General features: G+C 39.6%; 14 protein-coding genes. 8 read left to right on the top strand and 6 right to left on the bottom strand.

All coding sequences use genetic code 11. The features are described from left to right. Positions 1-182 precede the first annotated feature (182 nt). Positions 183-377, top strand: a complete 195-nt coding sequence (locus MSC25_RS15655; RefSeq protein WP_004588794.1) for a (2Fe-2S)-binding protein — start codon at positions 183-185, stop codon at positions 375-377. 71 nt (positions 378-448) lie between these two features. Here the strand turns inward: MSC25_RS15655 and bfr (MSC25_RS15650) are convergent, their stop codons facing one another. The 3 genes from bfr (MSC25_RS15650) to MSC25_RS15640 form a co-directional block, all read right to left on the bottom strand. Beyond that, the gene (gene bfr / locus MSC25_RS15650) at positions 449-913 is read right to left on the bottom strand and encodes a bacterioferritin (RefSeq protein ID WP_004588793.1); all 465 of its coding nucleotides are present in this window, start codon (positions 911-913) and stop codon (positions 449-451) included. A 12-nt stretch (positions 914-925) separates the two neighbouring features. Further along, positions 926-1,399, bottom strand: a complete 474-nt coding sequence (gene bfr, locus MSC25_RS15645) for a bacterioferritin (RefSeq protein WP_248443924.1) — start codon at positions 1,397-1,399, stop codon at positions 926-928. A 166-nt stretch (positions 1,400-1,565) separates the two neighbouring features. After that, positions 1,566-2,636, bottom strand: a complete 1,071-nt coding sequence (locus tag MSC25_RS15640) for a PepSY-associated TM helix domain-containing protein (RefSeq protein WP_248443923.1) — start codon at positions 2,634-2,636, stop codon at positions 1,566-1,568. A gap of 422 nt (positions 2,637-3,058) precedes the next feature. Between MSC25_RS15640 and MSC25_RS15635 the strand changes: the two genes are divergently transcribed. The 6 genes from MSC25_RS15635 to MSC25_RS15610 all read left to right on the top strand — a co-directional run bounded on the left by MSC25_RS15635 (position 3,059) and on the right by MSC25_RS15610 (position 11,811). Continuing rightward, a complete protein-coding gene (locus MSC25_RS15635; protein ID WP_248443922.1) occupies positions 3,059-7,816 on the top strand; it encodes a PAS domain-containing protein in 4,758 nt (1,585 codons plus the stop codon). Between the two features lie 10 nt (positions 7,817-7,826). Continuing rightward, complete coding sequence (locus tag MSC25_RS15630) at positions 7,827-8,312, top strand: GNAT family N-acetyltransferase (protein WP_029774246.1); 486 nt, start codon at positions 7,827-7,829, stop codon at positions 8,310-8,312. Positions 8,313-8,440: 128 nt separating this feature from the next. Further along, a complete protein-coding gene (locus MSC25_RS15625; RefSeq protein WP_248443921.1) occupies positions 8,441-9,796 on the top strand; it encodes an AlkA N-terminal domain-containing protein in 1,356 nt (451 codons plus the stop codon). Next, a complete protein-coding gene (locus tag MSC25_RS15620; RefSeq protein WP_029774244.1) occupies positions 9,793-10,263 on the top strand; it encodes a methylated-DNA--[protein]-cysteine S-methyltransferase in 471 nt (156 codons plus the stop codon). Before MSC25_RS15625 ends, MSC25_RS15620 begins: the two co-directional genes overlap by 4 nt. A 67-nt stretch (positions 10,264-10,330) precedes the next feature. Continuing rightward, positions 10,331-11,125: an amino acid ABC transporter substrate-binding protein gene (locus MSC25_RS15615; RefSeq protein WP_248443920.1), complete on the top strand. Its 795-nt coding sequence runs from the start codon at positions 10,331-10,333 to the stop codon at positions 11,123-11,125. A gap of 101 nt (positions 11,126-11,226) precedes the next feature. Then, positions 11,227-11,811, top strand: coding sequence for a thymidine kinase (locus MSC25_RS15610; RefSeq protein WP_248443919.1), 585 nt, complete (start codon positions 11,227-11,229; stop codon positions 11,809-11,811). Here the strand turns inward: MSC25_RS15610 and ltaE are convergent. After that, positions 11,794-12,798 carry a low-specificity L-threonine aldolase gene (gene ltaE / locus MSC25_RS15605; protein WP_248443918.1) on the bottom strand — a complete coding sequence of 335 codons (1,005 nt, stop codon included), beginning with the start codon at positions 12,796-12,798 and terminating at the stop codon, positions 11,794-11,796. The genes MSC25_RS15610 and ltaE overlap by 18 nt on opposite strands. Before the next feature lie 49 nt (positions 12,799-12,847). Next, a complete protein-coding gene (rlmF, locus tag MSC25_RS15600) occupies positions 12,848-13,780 on the bottom strand; it encodes a 23S rRNA (adenine(1618)-N(6))-methyltransferase RlmF (RefSeq protein ID WP_248443917.1) in 933 nt (310 codons plus the stop codon). Between the two features lie 128 nt (positions 13,781-13,908). Here rlmF and MSC25_RS15595 point away from each other — a divergent pair, with 128 nt between their 5' ends. Then, positions 13,909-14,811 (top strand): alpha/beta fold hydrolase, encoded by a 903-nt coding sequence (locus MSC25_RS15595; protein ID WP_054981806.1) that lies wholly within the window; start codon positions 13,909-13,911, stop codon positions 14,809-14,811. Between the two features lie 10 nt (positions 14,812-14,821). Here MSC25_RS15595 and MSC25_RS15590 read toward each other — a convergent pair whose 3' ends face one another. Next, on the bottom strand, positions 14,822-16,249 hold the full coding sequence (locus MSC25_RS15590; RefSeq protein WP_248443916.1) for a sulfotransferase: 1,428 nt from the start codon (positions 16,247-16,249) through the stop codon (positions 14,822-14,824). Positions 16,250-16,297: the final 48 nt, after the last annotated feature.

Genomic DNA, 16,297 nt, shown 5'->3' with positions numbered 1-16,297 from the left:
CAATTTAAGTGCCATATTTCATTATAAATCAATAAGTTCTCAACGCGCCGTGAATTCTCGATTTAAGTGGCACTGATCATGTTTTTGAAAAATAACTACTTTTTATTTCACAAACAATTGATAACCATTATTGTTTAGATTAATATGCACCTACTAAATGAAATTGAGAGTAGTTTGTATTCATGTATATTTGTCTTTGTCACGGGGTGACCGATAAAAAAATTGAGCAAACAATTGACGATGGTGCAACTACCATGCGTGAATTAACTAAAGAGCTTAAAGTAGGCAGCCAATGCGGTAAGTGTTGTTGTTGTACTAAAAAGATCCTAAATCGCAAACTTATTGAGATTGCAGATATTACCGATCAAGTCGCTTAATTCGTTATTACAAAATTCAGATACAAAAAAAGCAGCTTATAAAGCTGCTTTTTTTATGACCTAAATTTTCCTTACAGTTGAGACTGTAAGTAATTTTCAAGCCCCGTATTTTGAATAAGTAATTGCTGGGTCTCTAGCCAGTCAATTTGTTCTTCCTGCTCGTTCAAAATATTGTCGAGTGCTTCACGGCTAATATAATCTTTTTTGTTTTCAGCTAATTTAATTGCACTGCGCAAATCATCAATTGTATCAAGCTCAAAGCTCATATTTGCGGCAATCATTTCTTCGCTGTTTTCGCCAATGCGAAGACGGCCTAGGTCTTGTAAGTTAGGTAAGCCTTCTAAAAATAAAATACGTTCGATTAAACGATCGGCGTTTTTCATTTTTTGAATTGAAACTTTGTAGTCTGCTTTATCAAGCTGGCTAAAACCAAAATCTTTAAACATGCGGGCATGCAAAAAGTATTGGTTAATACCCACAAGCTCATTAGCGAGTACTTTATTTAAAGCTGCTATAACGTCTTTATCGCCTTTCATACTTTATGCTCCTTACTCGCCCATTTGTGCTTGGTGGTAGTTTTGCGTACCAATTTTATCAATTAGACCAAGTTGTTGCTCTAACCAATAAACGTGATCTTCTTCGGTATCAAATAATAGCTTTTCTAACACTTTGCGAGACTGATAATCTTGCTGCTCTTCACAAATAGCAATTACCTCTTTAACACATGCAACTACTTCAAGCTCTAGTGTTAAGTCGTTTTGCATCATGCTTTTTACATCGTTACCAATTAAAAGGTCACGGCGTTTAGTCATGTTAGGCACGCCTTCTAAAAACAAGATGCGTTTGATTAGCCAATCAGCATGATCTTTTTCTTCTTCCATTTCATGGTTAAGGCGTACATATAATTTATCTAAACCCCAGTCATCATACATGCGTGAATGAATAAAATACTGGTCAATTGCGGCTAACTCATTGGCTAGCAAAGTATTAAATGCATCGATTACTTTTTGATTACCTTTCATGATAAATCACCTTAACTATTTTAATTGTGCACAGTGTAGTTAAATTTGCGTATTTTGCAAGTTTTTCTATAAAAATCATTAATTTACAATTGGTTTTGATTCTTATTTAAGTTTGCGTTATTGCTTGGTTTATGTACAGTTTTGCATTTTCATTTAACGGGTAATGCTATACCCACTTGTGCCGTTTACACCATAAATAAACACCACTGAGTATAAAAAATGCTAACGACAGTGATATTAAAAGCCATACAAATTTTACAATCGGCCCTGCAAATGCGCCAGTATGAAACACATATTTAAAGTTCCATACATGGGTGACTGCATTTGCTTTACTGGCATCATACGCGCTAAGCACTTTAGCGTTGTATGGATTTACCCACACCCAGCTATAAGCATGGCTTTCTCCTGGGTTTTGTAGGCGTAAAGTGATTGGATCATTATGTTTTTTAGGTAAGTAAATACGATACAAAATCCCCTCAGGAAATACATCAAGGGCTTTATTTATTGCTTGGTCGTAGTTAATACTTGCTGTTGATTTTGCTATCTCTTTTGGCGCTTTAGGCCTATTTTGTACTTGAGAAAATGCCACGGTTTCTACTAATGTTTTGGTCGCGCTTTTCCAATTAAAGGTGATACCTGTAAAGGCTATAAGCAATAGCGGTAATAAAACATAAACACCAAGCACGGTGTGTAGCTGATACATAAGTACTTTAAATTTGGCTTTAGGTTTAATCGCCAGTCGTTTTAGGCGGTTTTTAGGCTTTACCCATAAATAAAAACCCACTAACACATTTATTATTAATAATAGGGCGCATACAGAGACCACGTTTTTTAGCGGTTTTTCACCAGAGTCTGTTTCAAATAATAGCCAGCGATGCAAAGCAAGGGTAAAACCATACAGCGTGTCATTTGTTTGGTATTGAAAAATTACTTTGCCTGTATACGGGTTCACACTGGCGTTACTGCCATCACCTAATCTAAATTGCCAGCTGGCATTAGGGTTACTAAGGGGCATAAAGCGGGTGATTTTTTTATCTGTTTGCTGCTGTACTGCGCGGATTAACTCTGCGTGGCTAAGCGTTTTGGTTTGTGGTTCTACCTGCCATTTATCGGGCTGAATATAATATTGTATGTCATTTGCATAGAGTAAAATGGCACCGCTAATACTGAGTATTAACAAAAAAAGGCCACTTAGTAAGGCAAGGTATAAGTGAATTCGACGTAACCAGATTTTCAAAAGTAATCTCTATAATAAGCAGTTACAGCGATTGTAAGTGATAGAACAGGTGTTTATCAATTTATAAAATGTGACCCTTTGTGTAAGCAAGCTACTGTATATAAAACCGCGAACAACACGCTAAGCTTTAGCCCCTTAAATAAAGTTTATAAATTGAGTGGCTTTAAGTCAGTAAAAGTTCGTATGAGTAATGCGCTTTAATTTTTATAATAATGAAATAAATACCAGCTAAAAATTAAAATATGCACGGTTTGCGTTCTTGCTTATTTTTGCGTGTAAATTTTAATTGCAACTTATTGATGTTTAAACTGTAATTATGTGATGTATTTTAAACGCTTTGCGGGCTAAAACTTGCGTCTTTTAGGTTTTAGTGCATTATTATAGGTAATAAATAATACAATTACAGTTATTGGATATATAGCATGGTTGAAGGAAAAAAGTATGGGCTGCTAAATGGCACAGCTCAGTCTGTGCGTAGTAAGCTGATCATTACTTTTTTAGTTATTGCTATTGTTCCACTTTGCTTGCTGACCTGGTTTAGCTTACAGCACGTTAATAATACCTTGCAAAAAAATGCAAATGCAGAGCTTCATGAATTAAGCTCTATCGCATCAGAGTTTGCTAATTTATGGTTTGATGATCACCTTACTGATTTATATACCTTTAAAAATCAGCTTTATAACTTCCCGCTTGAACAAAACAAATTAATAAATCATTTTGTTAGTCAATATGACTTTGTAAACAGTATAGAAATTATCGCTGCATCGGCACTTAAGCAGCCCATTATCTCGCCTTATGGGCAGATAAACAAAGGTGAGCTTAGTACGCTTATAAATTCGGTTAATAGTTCAACGCCAGCCGCTTTTGGCTCTGTTATGTTAAATGGCAAACAGTTTAATATTGTGGCTATGCCTTTGCTTAATTCGGCGCAACAACTAGAGGGTGTAATTCTCACAGAAGTAAATATTAATGGCCTTTTAAAAAGCTTAAACACCATTCACCACATCCACAACGAAGTGAGTTTTTTTGTACTACATAATAATAAAATAGAGCGCTCTTCAGTAACAAATGCAGATGAGGCGCCTGTTTTTTCGCAAACGGCACTCACCAGTAAGCAAGTGTTTGATTACGCCAGTGCCAACGGCACGACATACCATGCATATATTAGTGATTTAAATTTTTTAGGTGTGCAAGGGTGGCAACTTTTAGCAGCAAAACCTTTGCATATTATGCTCAAAGACTCTACTTATTATAAGCAGCTGGCTATTTTTACAAATGCAGTTTCTTTACTTCTCATTTTATGCGCAGCGTGGTGGTTTAGTCGGCGCTTATCTAAGCCTTTAATTCAGCTTACCTCAGTAATGGCCCGAATTACCGATGGCGAGAAAGTAAAGGTGCCTACTTTAACTGATAGCCACGAGTTAAATAGGTTATCAGTAGATCTTCAAAAAATGGTGGCATTTAAAGAAGAGCAGCAGAGCATATTGCAAAAGCAGCGCTCTGCTTTGCAAACTGCGTTTAAACAATTGGATGAGCAAAAAAGTGCCCTCGATGAGCATGCCATTGTTGCGGTAACAGATTTAGCGGGCACTATCACTTTTGTAAATAAGAAGTTTTGTGAAATTAGCGGCTATGAAGAACATGAGCTTATAGGCCAAAATCACCGTTTACTTAATTCAGGAAGGCACGACAAAGGCTTTTTTAAAAGCATGTATAAAACCCTTAAACGGGGTGAAGTATGGAACGGCCAAATTTGTAATAAAGCAAAACATGGAGGTTTTTATTGGGTAGACACCACCATAGCGCCATTTTTTGATGAGCACGGAAAACCGCAAAGCTATATAGCCATTCGTACTGATGTCACGCCATTAAAATTACAAGAGCTTGAACTTGAGCAGCACAAAACCCAGCTTCAGTTAGTCATAGATACCACCGCCGTAGGAATATGGGATTGGTTTATAGATACCAGCAAAGTGACTTTTAATAATCGCTGGGCAGAAATAATAGGCTATAAACTCAGCGAGTTAGAACCTACCACTATTAATACTTGGTATAAGTTTGCACACCCCGATGATTTGGTTATTTCAGAGCAAAAGTTAAAAGCGCACTTTAATGGTGACACTGATTACTATGTCAGCGAAGCGCGAATGAAACACAAAGATGGCCACTGGGTTTGGGTACTCGATACTGCAAAAGTAGTCGACTGGAACCTAGATGGGTCGCCTCGTCGTATGATTGGAACACATTTAGATATTACCGAGCGTAAGCAAATAGAGTCTGAGCTACAGTATAGCCGCGATCGCTTTGCTTCTTTGGTGGAAAATATTCCAGGGGTTATTTATCGATGTAAGTTCGATAAAGCTTGGACCATGTTGTACATGAGTGACCAAGTAAAAGACATAACAGGCTATACGCCTGATGATTTTATTAATAATAAAACACTAAGCTTTGCCGCTATTATTCACGATGGCGATCAAGATGTTGAGCTGCAAGTAAGTACCTGTATTGCACAAAAGCTGCCTTGGTCTATTGAATACAGAGTAAAAAGAAATGATGGCAGCATTCGTTGGGTACACGAAAAAGGCCAAGCAATTTATGGCGATGACAACGAAGTTCTTTATTTAGATGGCTTTATTTTAGACATTACTGAGCGCCATAATACTCAAGTAGAAATTACCCGCCAACAAAACCTGCTTGAAGCAATGAGTAAACAAGGCCAAATTGGCGCATGGGAAATAAACCTTGAAAACCAAACCATGTATTGGTCAGACGAAGTAAAAGTCATACACGAAGTTCCCGATGGGTTTGAACCTAGCATTGATACTGCCATTAATTTTTATAAGCCAGGAGAGCACCGCGATAAAATTAGTACGTTGTTTGAATGTGCGGTGACTTTAGGCGAAAGCTGGAGTGTAGAGCTGATAATTTTAACTTATACCGGTAAAGAGCGCTGGGTTAAGTCGATGGGGCAGGCGGAATTTAAAGACGGTAAATGTGTGCGTGTTTTTGGCTCGTTCCAAAGTATTGATGCACATAAACGCCTAGAGTTAGAAAGCGAAAAAGCAAACGCCTATAACAAAAATTTAGCGTCATTAACGGTTTCGCCTGAGGTACAAAATAGCGACGTTGCGCAAGTTAAAAAGCTGACGATAAAGTCGATGGTAGAGGTATTAAATGTTGAGCGTGCCTCTATTTGGATATTTAACAAACAGTGCGACGAAATGGCGTGCCATGGTTTATATACTCGAAAAGATGGATTTGTGGATTTTGACGGCGTTCTTAAAAAGGCTGATTTTCCAAGTTACTATGAGGCTATTTTTGAGCAAAACCTAGTGGCAATTGAAGATGTATATACGCATAAAGCAACCATTGAATTTACGCAAAGTTATACTCAACCATTAAATATTCAGTCAATGCTGGATGCGGTTATTTCATCAGGCGATGGAAATTTAGGTATTTTATGTGCAGAAACTGTAGGGGCTAAGCACATTTGGACGCAAAGCGAAGAAACCTACTTGCGCTCTTTGGCTACGTTAGTCGGTAGTACCTTGGTCTCGCAAAAGCGTAAAGAAACCGCTGAAAAGCTAAAGGTTGCTTTAGTGCAAGCACAAGATGCTGCTATAGCAAAAAGCCAGTTTTTAGCAACCATGAGCCACGAAATTCGTACACCGATGAATGGCGTATTAGGCATGTTAGAGCTGGTAGAATTAGAGCCATTAAGTAAACCAATAGAAAAAAAGGTCGCTATTGCTAAAAGCAGTGCTCATTCTTTACTTGGCGTTATTAACGATATTTTAGATTTTTCTAAGGCGGAAGCAGGCAAAGTTGAGCTTGAGCATATACATTTTAATGCGCGCGACTTAATTGGCGAAATAGCCGAGGCACAGGCCTTTACCGCACAAGAAAAGGGCATTGAGATTATTTTAGATTTAGTCTCCTTGGAGCCTTCACATTTAATGGGCGACCCCGGGCGCATACGCCAAGTGGTAACCAACTTAATTAGTAATGCAGTTAAATTTACCAGTCAGGGTGAAGTGGTGGTGAGCGCATCTATAGAAAAAACCGACCAAGACCTACTGCTAAATATAAAAGTAAAAGACTCAGGAATAGGCATAACCGAAGCAAAACAACAGCAATTATTTACCCCTTTTTCGCAAGTGGATGCATCAACCACGCGAGAATACGGAGGCACGGGGCTGGGGCTTGCTATATGTAAACAGTTATGTGAGCTAATGAATGGTAAAATTTCACTGGCGAGCGAACCTGACAAAGGCAGCGAATTTACTGCAACCATGCAAGTGGCTGAAGGCATCGAAAAAGAACGCACTATCCCTAATATAAATATGAGTTCGTTAAATGTACTAGTGGTTGATGATAACGAGACAAACCGCTTAGTTATCTCTCAGCAGTTAGGACATTGGGGGGGCAATGTTACGCTTGCTAGTAGTGCAAAACAGGCGCTTGAACTATGTGCACAGCGCATAGAAAATGATCAGCCTATGTTTGATATTGCAGTGCTAGACATGCAAATGCCAGAAATGGATGGAATGGAGCTGTGTAAAGTGCTTAAAGCACATGATGACTATAAAGCCATGCCATTAGTAATGATGACCAGTATTGCAGGTATGGAAGGCGCTCAGCGCTACTCAAAAATTGGTTTTCAGGCTTATTTTCCTAAGCCGGTTACAACCGCCGATTTAATTTCTGCGTTATCGGTTATTACAAGTTCAGACAGCACCGAGCCCCTTCCTTTGGTGACCCCAGGGTATATTTCGTCACTCAGAAAAGAAAAATCAGACACACCTGCAAAAATTTTATTAGTTGAGGATAACCCTGTTAATCAGCATGTTTCTACACTGATGCTTAAAAAGCTAAATTGCGAAGTAATACTGGCGCAAAATGGTCAAGAAGCCATAAATACCTTAAGCGAGCATAACGAGGGGTATTTTGATTTAGTGTTAATGGATTGCCAAATGCCGGTAATGGATGGCTTTGACGCCACGGCTAATATAAGAGACGGTATGGCAGGGGATGAGCACAAAGCAATAAAAATAATTGCCCTAACCGCCAATGCAATGGACTCAGATAAAGAGCGTTGTATTAATGCCGGTATGGATGACTACTTAACTAAACCCATTCAGCTTGATATTTTAAAAGAAAAAATAGAGCAGTACTTTTAGGATTAATAACATGAGTAAGCAAATACAAATACGCGACGCTAAAAAAAGCGATGCGCCAACCATTTTACAGTTTATTACCGAACTGGCCATTTACGAAAAAGAACCCGATGCAGTAAAAACAGATGAGCAAGCAATTATAAAAACGCTGTTTAGTGAGGGGGCAACAGCACACAGTGTTATTTGCCTTGAAGATGATGAGCCTATTGGCTTTGCGGTGTATTTTTATAATTACTCTACCTGGCTGGGTAAAAATGGCTTATATCTGGAAGATTTATACGTAAGCCCCGATAGCCGTGGCAATGGTGCGGGCAAACTAATAATGAAACACCTTGCTAATAAAGCCATAAAAAACGACTGTGGACGTTTTGAGTGGGTAGTACTGGATTGGAATAAACCCGCTATAGATTTTTATAATAGCATTGGGGCAAAAGCCCAAAACGAATGGATAATCTACCGCCTAGCAGGCCAAGACTTACTCGATTTTGCAGAGCAATAGTGATACTAAAACGCTTAATTAAGTGGGTTGGTATAATACTTTTTTAAAAGCAGATGAGTGCCGAAAACGGCCAGTATTTGCTTTAAAAATTGTTATGCTGAGGTACGTTTTATTGATTAAGACCCTACATGAATAATCAGTATTGGCAAAAAGCACGGCAAAGCCGCGATGCACGATTTGATGGCTTATTTTACGTTGCGGTAAAAAGCACCGGCATTTATTGTCGGCCAATTTGCCCCGCGCCCACCGCTCAAGAAAAAAATGTGGTGTATTATCAATATGCGCACAACGCAGCGCAAGCAGGCTTTAGACCGTGTATACGCTGCAGGCCCGATAGTGCTCCGGGCAGCGCTGCTTGGCAGGGGGTAAAAACAACCGCGCTCAGAGCTAAGCAGTTAATTGATTTAGGTGATAGCTGTAATTGCGAAATGCTAGCTACTCGTTTGGGTATTACCAGTCGTTATTTGCGACGTATATTTAATCAGCACTTTGGTGTATCTGTTACTCAGTATCGGTTATTTAACCAATGTCAGTTTGCTAAAAAGCTCATTCAAGAGACCACATTACCTATAACCGATATTGCATTTGCCGCTGGGTTTAAAAGTGTGCGACGTTTTAACGATGCTTTTTTACAACAATTAAATATAGCCCCATCAAAGCTCAGAAAATCAAAAAAAGAGGCAACCCCTGTGATTGTATTAACTCTCCCTTTTAGACCTCCTTACAATTGGCAGGCTTTGCACAGCTTTTTGTCAAAGCGGTTAATAGAGCCTATGGAGTGGATAACCCCAACCAGTTACGGGCGAACATTTAAGCTAAAAGGGGCGGTAGGTTATTTTAATGCGCACTTTAAGGTGCAAAATAACCATTTTAAAGTTGAAATAGTAATAAATAATACCGAGCACTTACAAAAAGTAATTAACAATATACGCCGTGTACTTGATGTAGATGCCGATATAAACCCTATTGAAAGCCACTTAAAAAACAGTATTAATGGGGCATTTACATTAAGTGAAGGGCTACGCTTACCTGGGATATGGTCAAGCTTTGAAGCGGGGATCCGCGCTGTATTGGGTCAACAAGTTAGCGTAGGGGCAGCGCACACTTTAGTAACAAAGCTGGTTGCAGAGCGAGGCGATAAACACGCAGATAAAGTGTATTTTCCACAGCCTGAGGATTTAGCGACATGCGACTTTGAATTTTTTAAAATGCCGCAATCGCGCAAAAATGCATTAAAAAATTTATCTAAGTACTGCGCTGATAACCCCGATAACAGGGTTTTGGATAATTGGCTCGATATAAAAGGCATAGGCCCGTGGACTGTAAACTACGCTAAACTGCGTGGGCAAAGTAACCCAGATATACTATTAGCCGGCGATCTTGGGGTAAAAAAGGCGCTGATCAATACTAAGCAATTTAACCCAGAGCTGAGCGCTCCATTTCGCTCGTACTTAACGTTTCAACTATGGCAGCAACTTTCATGATTATACAGACCGCAATTTCGAGCCCAATTGACGATGTTATTATTCAAGCGACTGAAAACGGGGTGAGCTATGTTGGTTTTTACCCAAAAACACACTACACCCATACACCCGTTGAGCAAGTAACAAATGAAGCGGTTTTAATCTGCGTAAAGCAATTAAACGAATACTTTAATGGTCAGCGCAAAACCTTTAATGTGCCATTAGATACGCAAGGTACGCCTTTTCAAAATGGTGTGTGGCAAGCGTTGCTCAGCGTCCCTTTTGGCAAAACCATGACCTACGGCGATATAGCTAAACAATTAAATAACCCTAAGGCGGTAAGAGCAGTCGGAGCTGCAAATGGCAAAAACCCCATTAGTATTATTGTGCCATGCCATCGAATTATTGGTGCAAACTCAAAGCTTACTGGGTACGCTGGTGGCCTTGAGAGAAAAAGTTGGCTACTAAAGCATGAAGGGATAATTTAACTGTTACAGCACTGGCAGCTTTGTTATCACAAGCTACAATTTACATTATTTACTAATAAAAATTATTATGAGTATCAGCAGCTTAAATTATTTATTTATATTTGGTTTGATGTTTTCTTCAGCAGTGTTTGCTAACCCACAAACACTTATATTTTGCTACGAAGATAAAGACGTTGCCCCTATGTTTTTGGGCATTGGGCAAGAGGTACCTATAGATAACCCTGGCGCCTCAATTGAAATTTTAAAGCAACTGGATGCCGACATACCCAATGTGGCTATTTCATTTGTTAGAAAACCATGGCGCAGATGCCTAAACGATTTAGAACTTAACCGTGTTAATGCCGTTATTGCCAGCTATCGTGATGGGCGTGAACGTTTTGCTGTGTACCCTACAAACGAAAAAGGGGTGTTGCTAGAAAAATTTGCAGTGAGTCGTTTTAGTAGCTGCTTAATAGGGCGGGCTCGTTTTCATAAACAATGGCAAACACGTGAAGTATTTCAAAATAAAGCGTTCACTATCGCCATTCCTAATGGCTATGGCTTAAACAGCGCGCTAAAAGAAGAGCCTTTTTATATTCATAATACTTTTTCAAAAGACAAAGCATTTGAATTACTTGATAAAGGAGTGGTACAGGCAAGTGTTGATTTATGCCAAGTAGATGACTTAAAAGTATCGAGCTATCAACATAAAGGGAGCGATGTAAAACCCCTTTACCCACCTTATGAAACAACCGACGGTTATTTAATTTTTTCAAAGCAGTTTTACCAGCAAAACAGCCAGCTTAGTAAAGATATATGGCAATGGTTAGCGCGCTTTGACAGTGCACAAATTTATATAAAATACTTGCAAGCTGTTGAGTAATAAGAAAATCAAAGCGCTTATTAACTAAAATAGCGATATGAAATTGGTATTAATCGCATATTAAGGTAGCATAAGCGCACTTTTTATCTTAAGGCACGGCAATGGCTCAATTATACTTTTACTACTCTGCGATGAATGCGGGTAAATCAACCACCTTATTACAATCTGCGTTTAACTATCGTGAACGCGGTATGGAGCCAGTTATTTTAACGGCTGCAATTGATAACCGCTCTGGTGTAGGAAAAGTATCGTCTCGTATCGGGCTGCAAGCTGATGCGCATATATTTGATGCGTCAAAAAATGTTTTTGAGCTGATCCAAAATCTGCAAAACGAAAAAAAGCGCCACTGTGTATTGGTTGACGAATGCCAGTTTTTATCTAAAGAGCAAGTTATGCAGCTGACCGATGTGGTTGATGAACTTGGTATTCCGGTATTGTGTTATGGCCTGCGAAGCGACTTTAGAGGTGAGTTATTTATTGGCTCTCAGTACTTGCTAGCATGGGCCGATAAACTGGTTGAGCTTAAAACAGTGTGCCATTGCGGCCGTAAAGCCAATCATGTGTTGCGTACAGATGAAAACGGCAATGCCATTGCCGATGGTAACCAAGTAGAAATTGGCGGCAACGACCGTTATGTGTCGGTGTGCCGCACGCACTATAAGGCTGAGTTAAATATGGGCCGCTAAGGCTCGTATAAAAGTATCTATATCATCTTTGTTTATATCAAGATGAGTGACTAGCCTAAGCTGTTTGCTTGGGCTAATTAATATGCCTTGTTGTGCTAATTGCTCGCTAATAAGCGCTATATTTAACTCACTTGAATAGCGCGCATACACCATGTTAGTGGTGTTACTCATATCAACGCTAAACCCATTGAGTTCGTTAAGCTTACTTGCTAAATAACGCGCATTAGCGTGGTCGTCTTTTAAGCGAGAGACGTTATTTTCAAGTGCGTATTGCCCCGCGGCTGCCAGCATTCCGGCTTGGCGCATGCCACCACCGAGTACTTTTCTCCAGCGCCGTGCTTTTTTGATAAGCGCCTTTGTGCCTAGTAATAGCGAGCCAACGGGAGCACCTAGCCCTTTTGATAAGCAAATTGAAACCGAGTCAAAGTGCTGGGTAATATCTGTAATATCAACGTTTAATTCAACCGCTGCATTAAACGCACGTGCGCCATCTAAGTGCAGAGCTAACGAGTGCTCATTTACAAAATGACGTGCTTTGGCTAAGTAGCTAAGGGGGAGTACTTTTCCGCCTATGGTGTTTTCAAGGCTAAGTAAGCGGGTGTTGGCAAAATGGCTATCGTCTGGTTTTATTGCTGCGGCAATTTTATCAAAGCAGAGGCTGCCATCGGGTTCATTCTCAATCGGTTGTGGTTGAATAGAGCCTAATACTGCAGCGCCACCGCCTTCAAATTTATAGTTATGGGCATTTTGCCCGCAAATATATTCATCTCCGCGATCGCAATGAGCCATAAGCGCAAGTAAGTTAGCTTGCGTGCCAGAGCTACAATAAAGTGCAGCTTCAAAGCTAAAACGCTCACTTGCATAGGCTTCTAGCTGGTTTATGCTAGGATCATCCCCGTACACATCATCGCCTACTGGCGCGCTATACATTACATCGCGCATGGCTTTTGAAGGTTTAGTAACCGTGTCTGAGCGAAAATCTATCATGGTTTTTATTCCTTTATTAAGTACTACAGGCTTTATTGTTTTTATGGGTTTAAACAAGCTCTTCAAAAATTTGTTCACGCGTGGCTTTATCAAAATAACTCCAGGCAATAAAGCGACTTACTTTTTGTCCTTGTGCCATGTCTATAATTTTATATTCGGCAATAGGGAGGGAGCTTAATTTATTTTCTAACACTTTAAGCGTTTCTTTTTTTGAAACCAAGGAGGTAAACCATATTACTTGCTCTGCAAATTGCTCACTTTGAGCAATCATATTGCTAATAAACTGTGCTTCGCCGCCTTCGCACCATAGCTCATTATTTTGCCCGCCAAAATTAAGGGTGTTTTTAGGCGATTTCCCTAAGTTTTTCCATTTGCGCTGCGACCCTTTATTGGCCTCTTCTGCGCTTGCGTGAAACGGAGGGTTACACAGGGTTAAATGAAAAAAATCTTTTTTATTTATAATTTTTTCAAAAATAGATGATGCGTTTTTTTGGTGTTTTAGGGTTATTTTTAAACCATTAAATTGGGCGATTTGCTTCGCTATTTTTATTGAATTTGCATCGATGTCGCTACCAGTAAAGTGCCAGTTGTATTCATGATTACCCGTTAACGGGTAGACCAAATTGGCCCCTGTGCCAATATCGAGCACCTTAATTTGCCTGCCAGTTGGAATATTTTGTTGGTTGTCGTCGCTTAATAAGTCTGCCAAGTAATGAATGTAATCAACGCGACCAGGAATAGGAGGGCAAAGATTATGCTCAGGAATATCCCAAAAATCTATTTTATAATGCGCTTTTAAAAGCGCTTGATTAAGCGTTTTTACTGCTGTGTTATTGGTAAAATCAATGCTTTTACTCCCCGCAGGGGTGACGATGATGAAAGGGGTTAACGCATCGTGCTTATCACATAGCATGTCTAAATCGTAGCCATGTAAATGTTGGTTGCGTGGGTGGAGCTTGTTAGAGACTTGTTTTGATTTCATAGCATTAATTTAGCAATTAAATAATGGCGCAATTGTATCAAATGCCCCACTAAAAAGTGCAACCATTTACTTTAGAATTAACAGTGGTACTGGTAGGATGAGTGGCTAAAAATAATAAAGGAAAATTTGTGGCAATAACACAGCACTCACATTTTGTTCAACTAGGCAATCAGCAAACGCTACATTTACGCCGTATAGCAAACGACAAGCAAGCGGGCCCCGTGGTGTTTTTTATGCACGGCGCAGTAGAAAACGGCAAAATTTTTTATACTCATAGCAATAAAGGGCTAGCCCCTTATTTGGCTGAGCAAGGCTACTGCTGCTATGTAGCAGACCTGCGCGGACGTGGAGAGAGCAAGCCGCTTATTTCGCCGCAGGCTAAATATGGTCAAACAGAGGCAATAGTAGAAGATATCCCCGCCTTTATTAATTACATTGAACAATTCGAGGGTAAAAAGCCAGACTATTGGGTTGCTCACTCTTGGGGGGGCGTTTTAATGAATAGCGTTTTTGCACGTTTTCCTGAGTATTTAAAAGAGGTTAAAGCGTGTGCTTATTTTGGCTCTAAACGCTCTTTGTTTAACAATCACCCTAAAAAGTTACTACAAGCAAATGTAATTTGGTACTTTATGGCGCCCATATTGGCTAAAAAACAGGGATACTTAAACGCTAAAGGCTATAAGTGGGGCAGCGATAACGAATCGCAAAAGTCGCATTATCAAAGCATGCAGTGGGCTAAAAAAAGGCCATGGATAGATAGCGATGATGGTTTTGACTATGCAAAAGCCTTAGCTAAAGTGCAGGTGCCTCCTACACTACATATTGGCGCTGTAAACGATAAGGCTCTTGCGCAGCCTATTGATATTAAAAAGTTTATGGCAGAGTCCGGACCAGGAAAACAAACCCTTAAAATTTATGGCAAGCGCCATGGTCATAGTGTGGATTACGATCATATTAATATGCTTACTCACCCTCAGGCACGGGATGAGCAATTTAAAGATGTTGTAAGCTGGTTTAACGAGCACAGTTAGGCAATTAGGCTCATTCAAATTGTTTTAAAAGCGGTGTTTTATAGCGCTCCCAATGCGCGAGTGCCTGTGTATTAATTGGCTGCCTAATGGCTTGTTTGCTTAATGTGCTAACAGCAGCCTTACGCTTATAAAATGCTAAGCATTGCGGTTCATACTCACACCCTAAAAACGAAAATAAAGCACTTAGCTGCGACTCAGGCTCGGCAACTATTTGCTCATAATGAATATCGTATAGCGGTAATGAGGGCAGGCTGCGCCAATGGTCCATTAATTTTGCATACAACGCATGGTAAAGTTTAAATTCTTTTAAATCACAAAAGTACGGCTCATTTTCGGCAAAGTAGTTACTGAACACCGAAAAAGCAGTGGCATTAAAATCTCTACTTAAATTAATAAATTTAGCATTAGGGAACAGCAAGTAAATTAAGCCAATAGACTGATAGTTACTCGGTAGCTTATTAATAATGAAAGGGCGTATAGGCTGTGCTTTTTTTAATTCTTCAATATAAATATTGCGAGCTTTTGCGATTAAATCGTTACTAAGTGCGCTTAAGCATTGCGGGTAAGGGGTTTGCGTTTGCTGCTCTATAAATGCCACCACTTGGTTAGCAATACTGGTGTTTTCACCTAATGTGGCAAACTGTGAGTGGCTGGCCATCATTTGCTCAAGTAAGGTTGAGCCGCTGCGGGGCATACCAATAATAAACACGGGCGTAATAGTGCCGGTAAAAGTGTGATCGGCAGATGCAATTAGCTGTTGTGTACTATGCGTTATAATTGTTTCATAAAAAGGCACTAAGTCACTGGTTTTAAAGTGAGTAAGCTTTTTTTGAAGTTTGTTGGCAAGCACATAGTAGTTAAATGCTTGCTCTGTATCTTCTAGTTTGTCGTAGCTTTTACCTAACGCGTAGTAACACACCATTTTTAAACGCACGTTATTCGTTTGCGTTAAAAAGTGGTGCAGGTTGCTCACATAATTATGTTCTTTATTGAAACGGCCTAATTGTACTAGTTCAAATAAAATATAGGCAGTTACGGGGTAAAGCCCCATGCTTAGCGCATGCGCAAATGTGGTGTGTGCTTTGTCTAATTCGCCGTAGCTTAAATAATGCTGAGCTAAATAATAATGAGGCTCTGGGTTATGGCTTGCAAGGCTTTTAGCATATTCGAGTACTTTAAGCGCATCATTAGGGGAATTAACGCCGTTAAATGCATCGGCAAGGGCGTGCAGTGGCTCAAGCATATGGGGTAAACGTTCGCATGCTTTTTGTAATAAGTATACCGCTGCATCATAGCGCTCTAACCTAAGTGCTATCCTGCCTAAACCAAATAATGCTTCGCCGCTTTGCGGGTTACTATTTAAAATTGCTTTAAAATGAAACTCGGCTTCTTTGAGTTTATTTTCTTGTAATAATTGATTGGCTTTTTTAATTAGCATGATGAGGCGTTATTGTTTTTTAATTAATATAAAATAAAAAAGGCGAAA

Source organism: Pseudoalteromonas sp. 1CM17D (genome assembly GCF_023161805.1).
Lineage (GTDB): Bacteria > Pseudomonadota > Gammaproteobacteria > Enterobacterales > Alteromonadaceae > Pseudoalteromonas > Pseudoalteromonas atlantica.
This window is presented reverse-complemented; position numbering and strand designations above follow the sequence as displayed.

Excerpts from the sequence above, each read along its gene's own strand:
- MSC25_RS15655 (WP_004588794.1), top strand. The coding sequence starts at position 183 with ATGTATATTTGTCTTTGTCACGGGGTGACCGATAAAAAAATTGAGCAA.
- bfr (WP_004588793.1), bottom strand. The coding sequence starts at position 913 with ATGAAAGGCGATAAAGACGTTATAGCAGCTTTAAATAAAGTACTCGCT.
- bfr (WP_248443924.1), bottom strand. The coding sequence starts at position 1,399 with ATGAAAGGTAATCAAAAAGTAATCGATGCATTTAATACTTTGCTAGCC.
- MSC25_RS15635 (WP_248443922.1), top strand. The coding sequence starts at position 3,059 with ATGGTTGAAGGAAAAAAGTATGGGCTGCTAAATGGCACAGCTCAGTCT.
- MSC25_RS15630 (WP_029774246.1), top strand. The coding sequence starts at position 7,827 with ATGAGTAAGCAAATACAAATACGCGACGCTAAAAAAAGCGATGCGCCA.
- MSC25_RS15625 (WP_248443921.1), top strand. The coding sequence starts at position 8,441 with ATGAATAATCAGTATTGGCAAAAAGCACGGCAAAGCCGCGATGCACGA.
- MSC25_RS15620 (WP_029774244.1), top strand. The coding sequence starts at position 9,793 with ATGATTATACAGACCGCAATTTCGAGCCCAATTGACGATGTTATTATT.
- MSC25_RS15615 (WP_248443920.1), top strand. The coding sequence starts at position 10,331 with ATGAGTATCAGCAGCTTAAATTATTTATTTATATTTGGTTTGATGTTT.
- MSC25_RS15610 (WP_248443919.1), top strand. The coding sequence starts at position 11,227 with ATGGCTCAATTATACTTTTACTACTCTGCGATGAATGCGGGTAAATCA.
- ltaE (WP_248443918.1), bottom strand. The coding sequence starts at position 12,798 with ATGATAGATTTTCGCTCAGACACGGTTACTAAACCTTCAAAAGCCATG.
- rlmF (WP_248443917.1), bottom strand. The coding sequence starts at position 13,780 with ATGAAATCAAAACAAGTCTCTAACAAGCTCCACCCACGCAACCAACAT.
- MSC25_RS15590 (WP_248443916.1), bottom strand. The coding sequence starts at position 16,249 with ATGCTAATTAAAAAAGCCAATCAATTATTACAAGAAAATAAACTCAAA.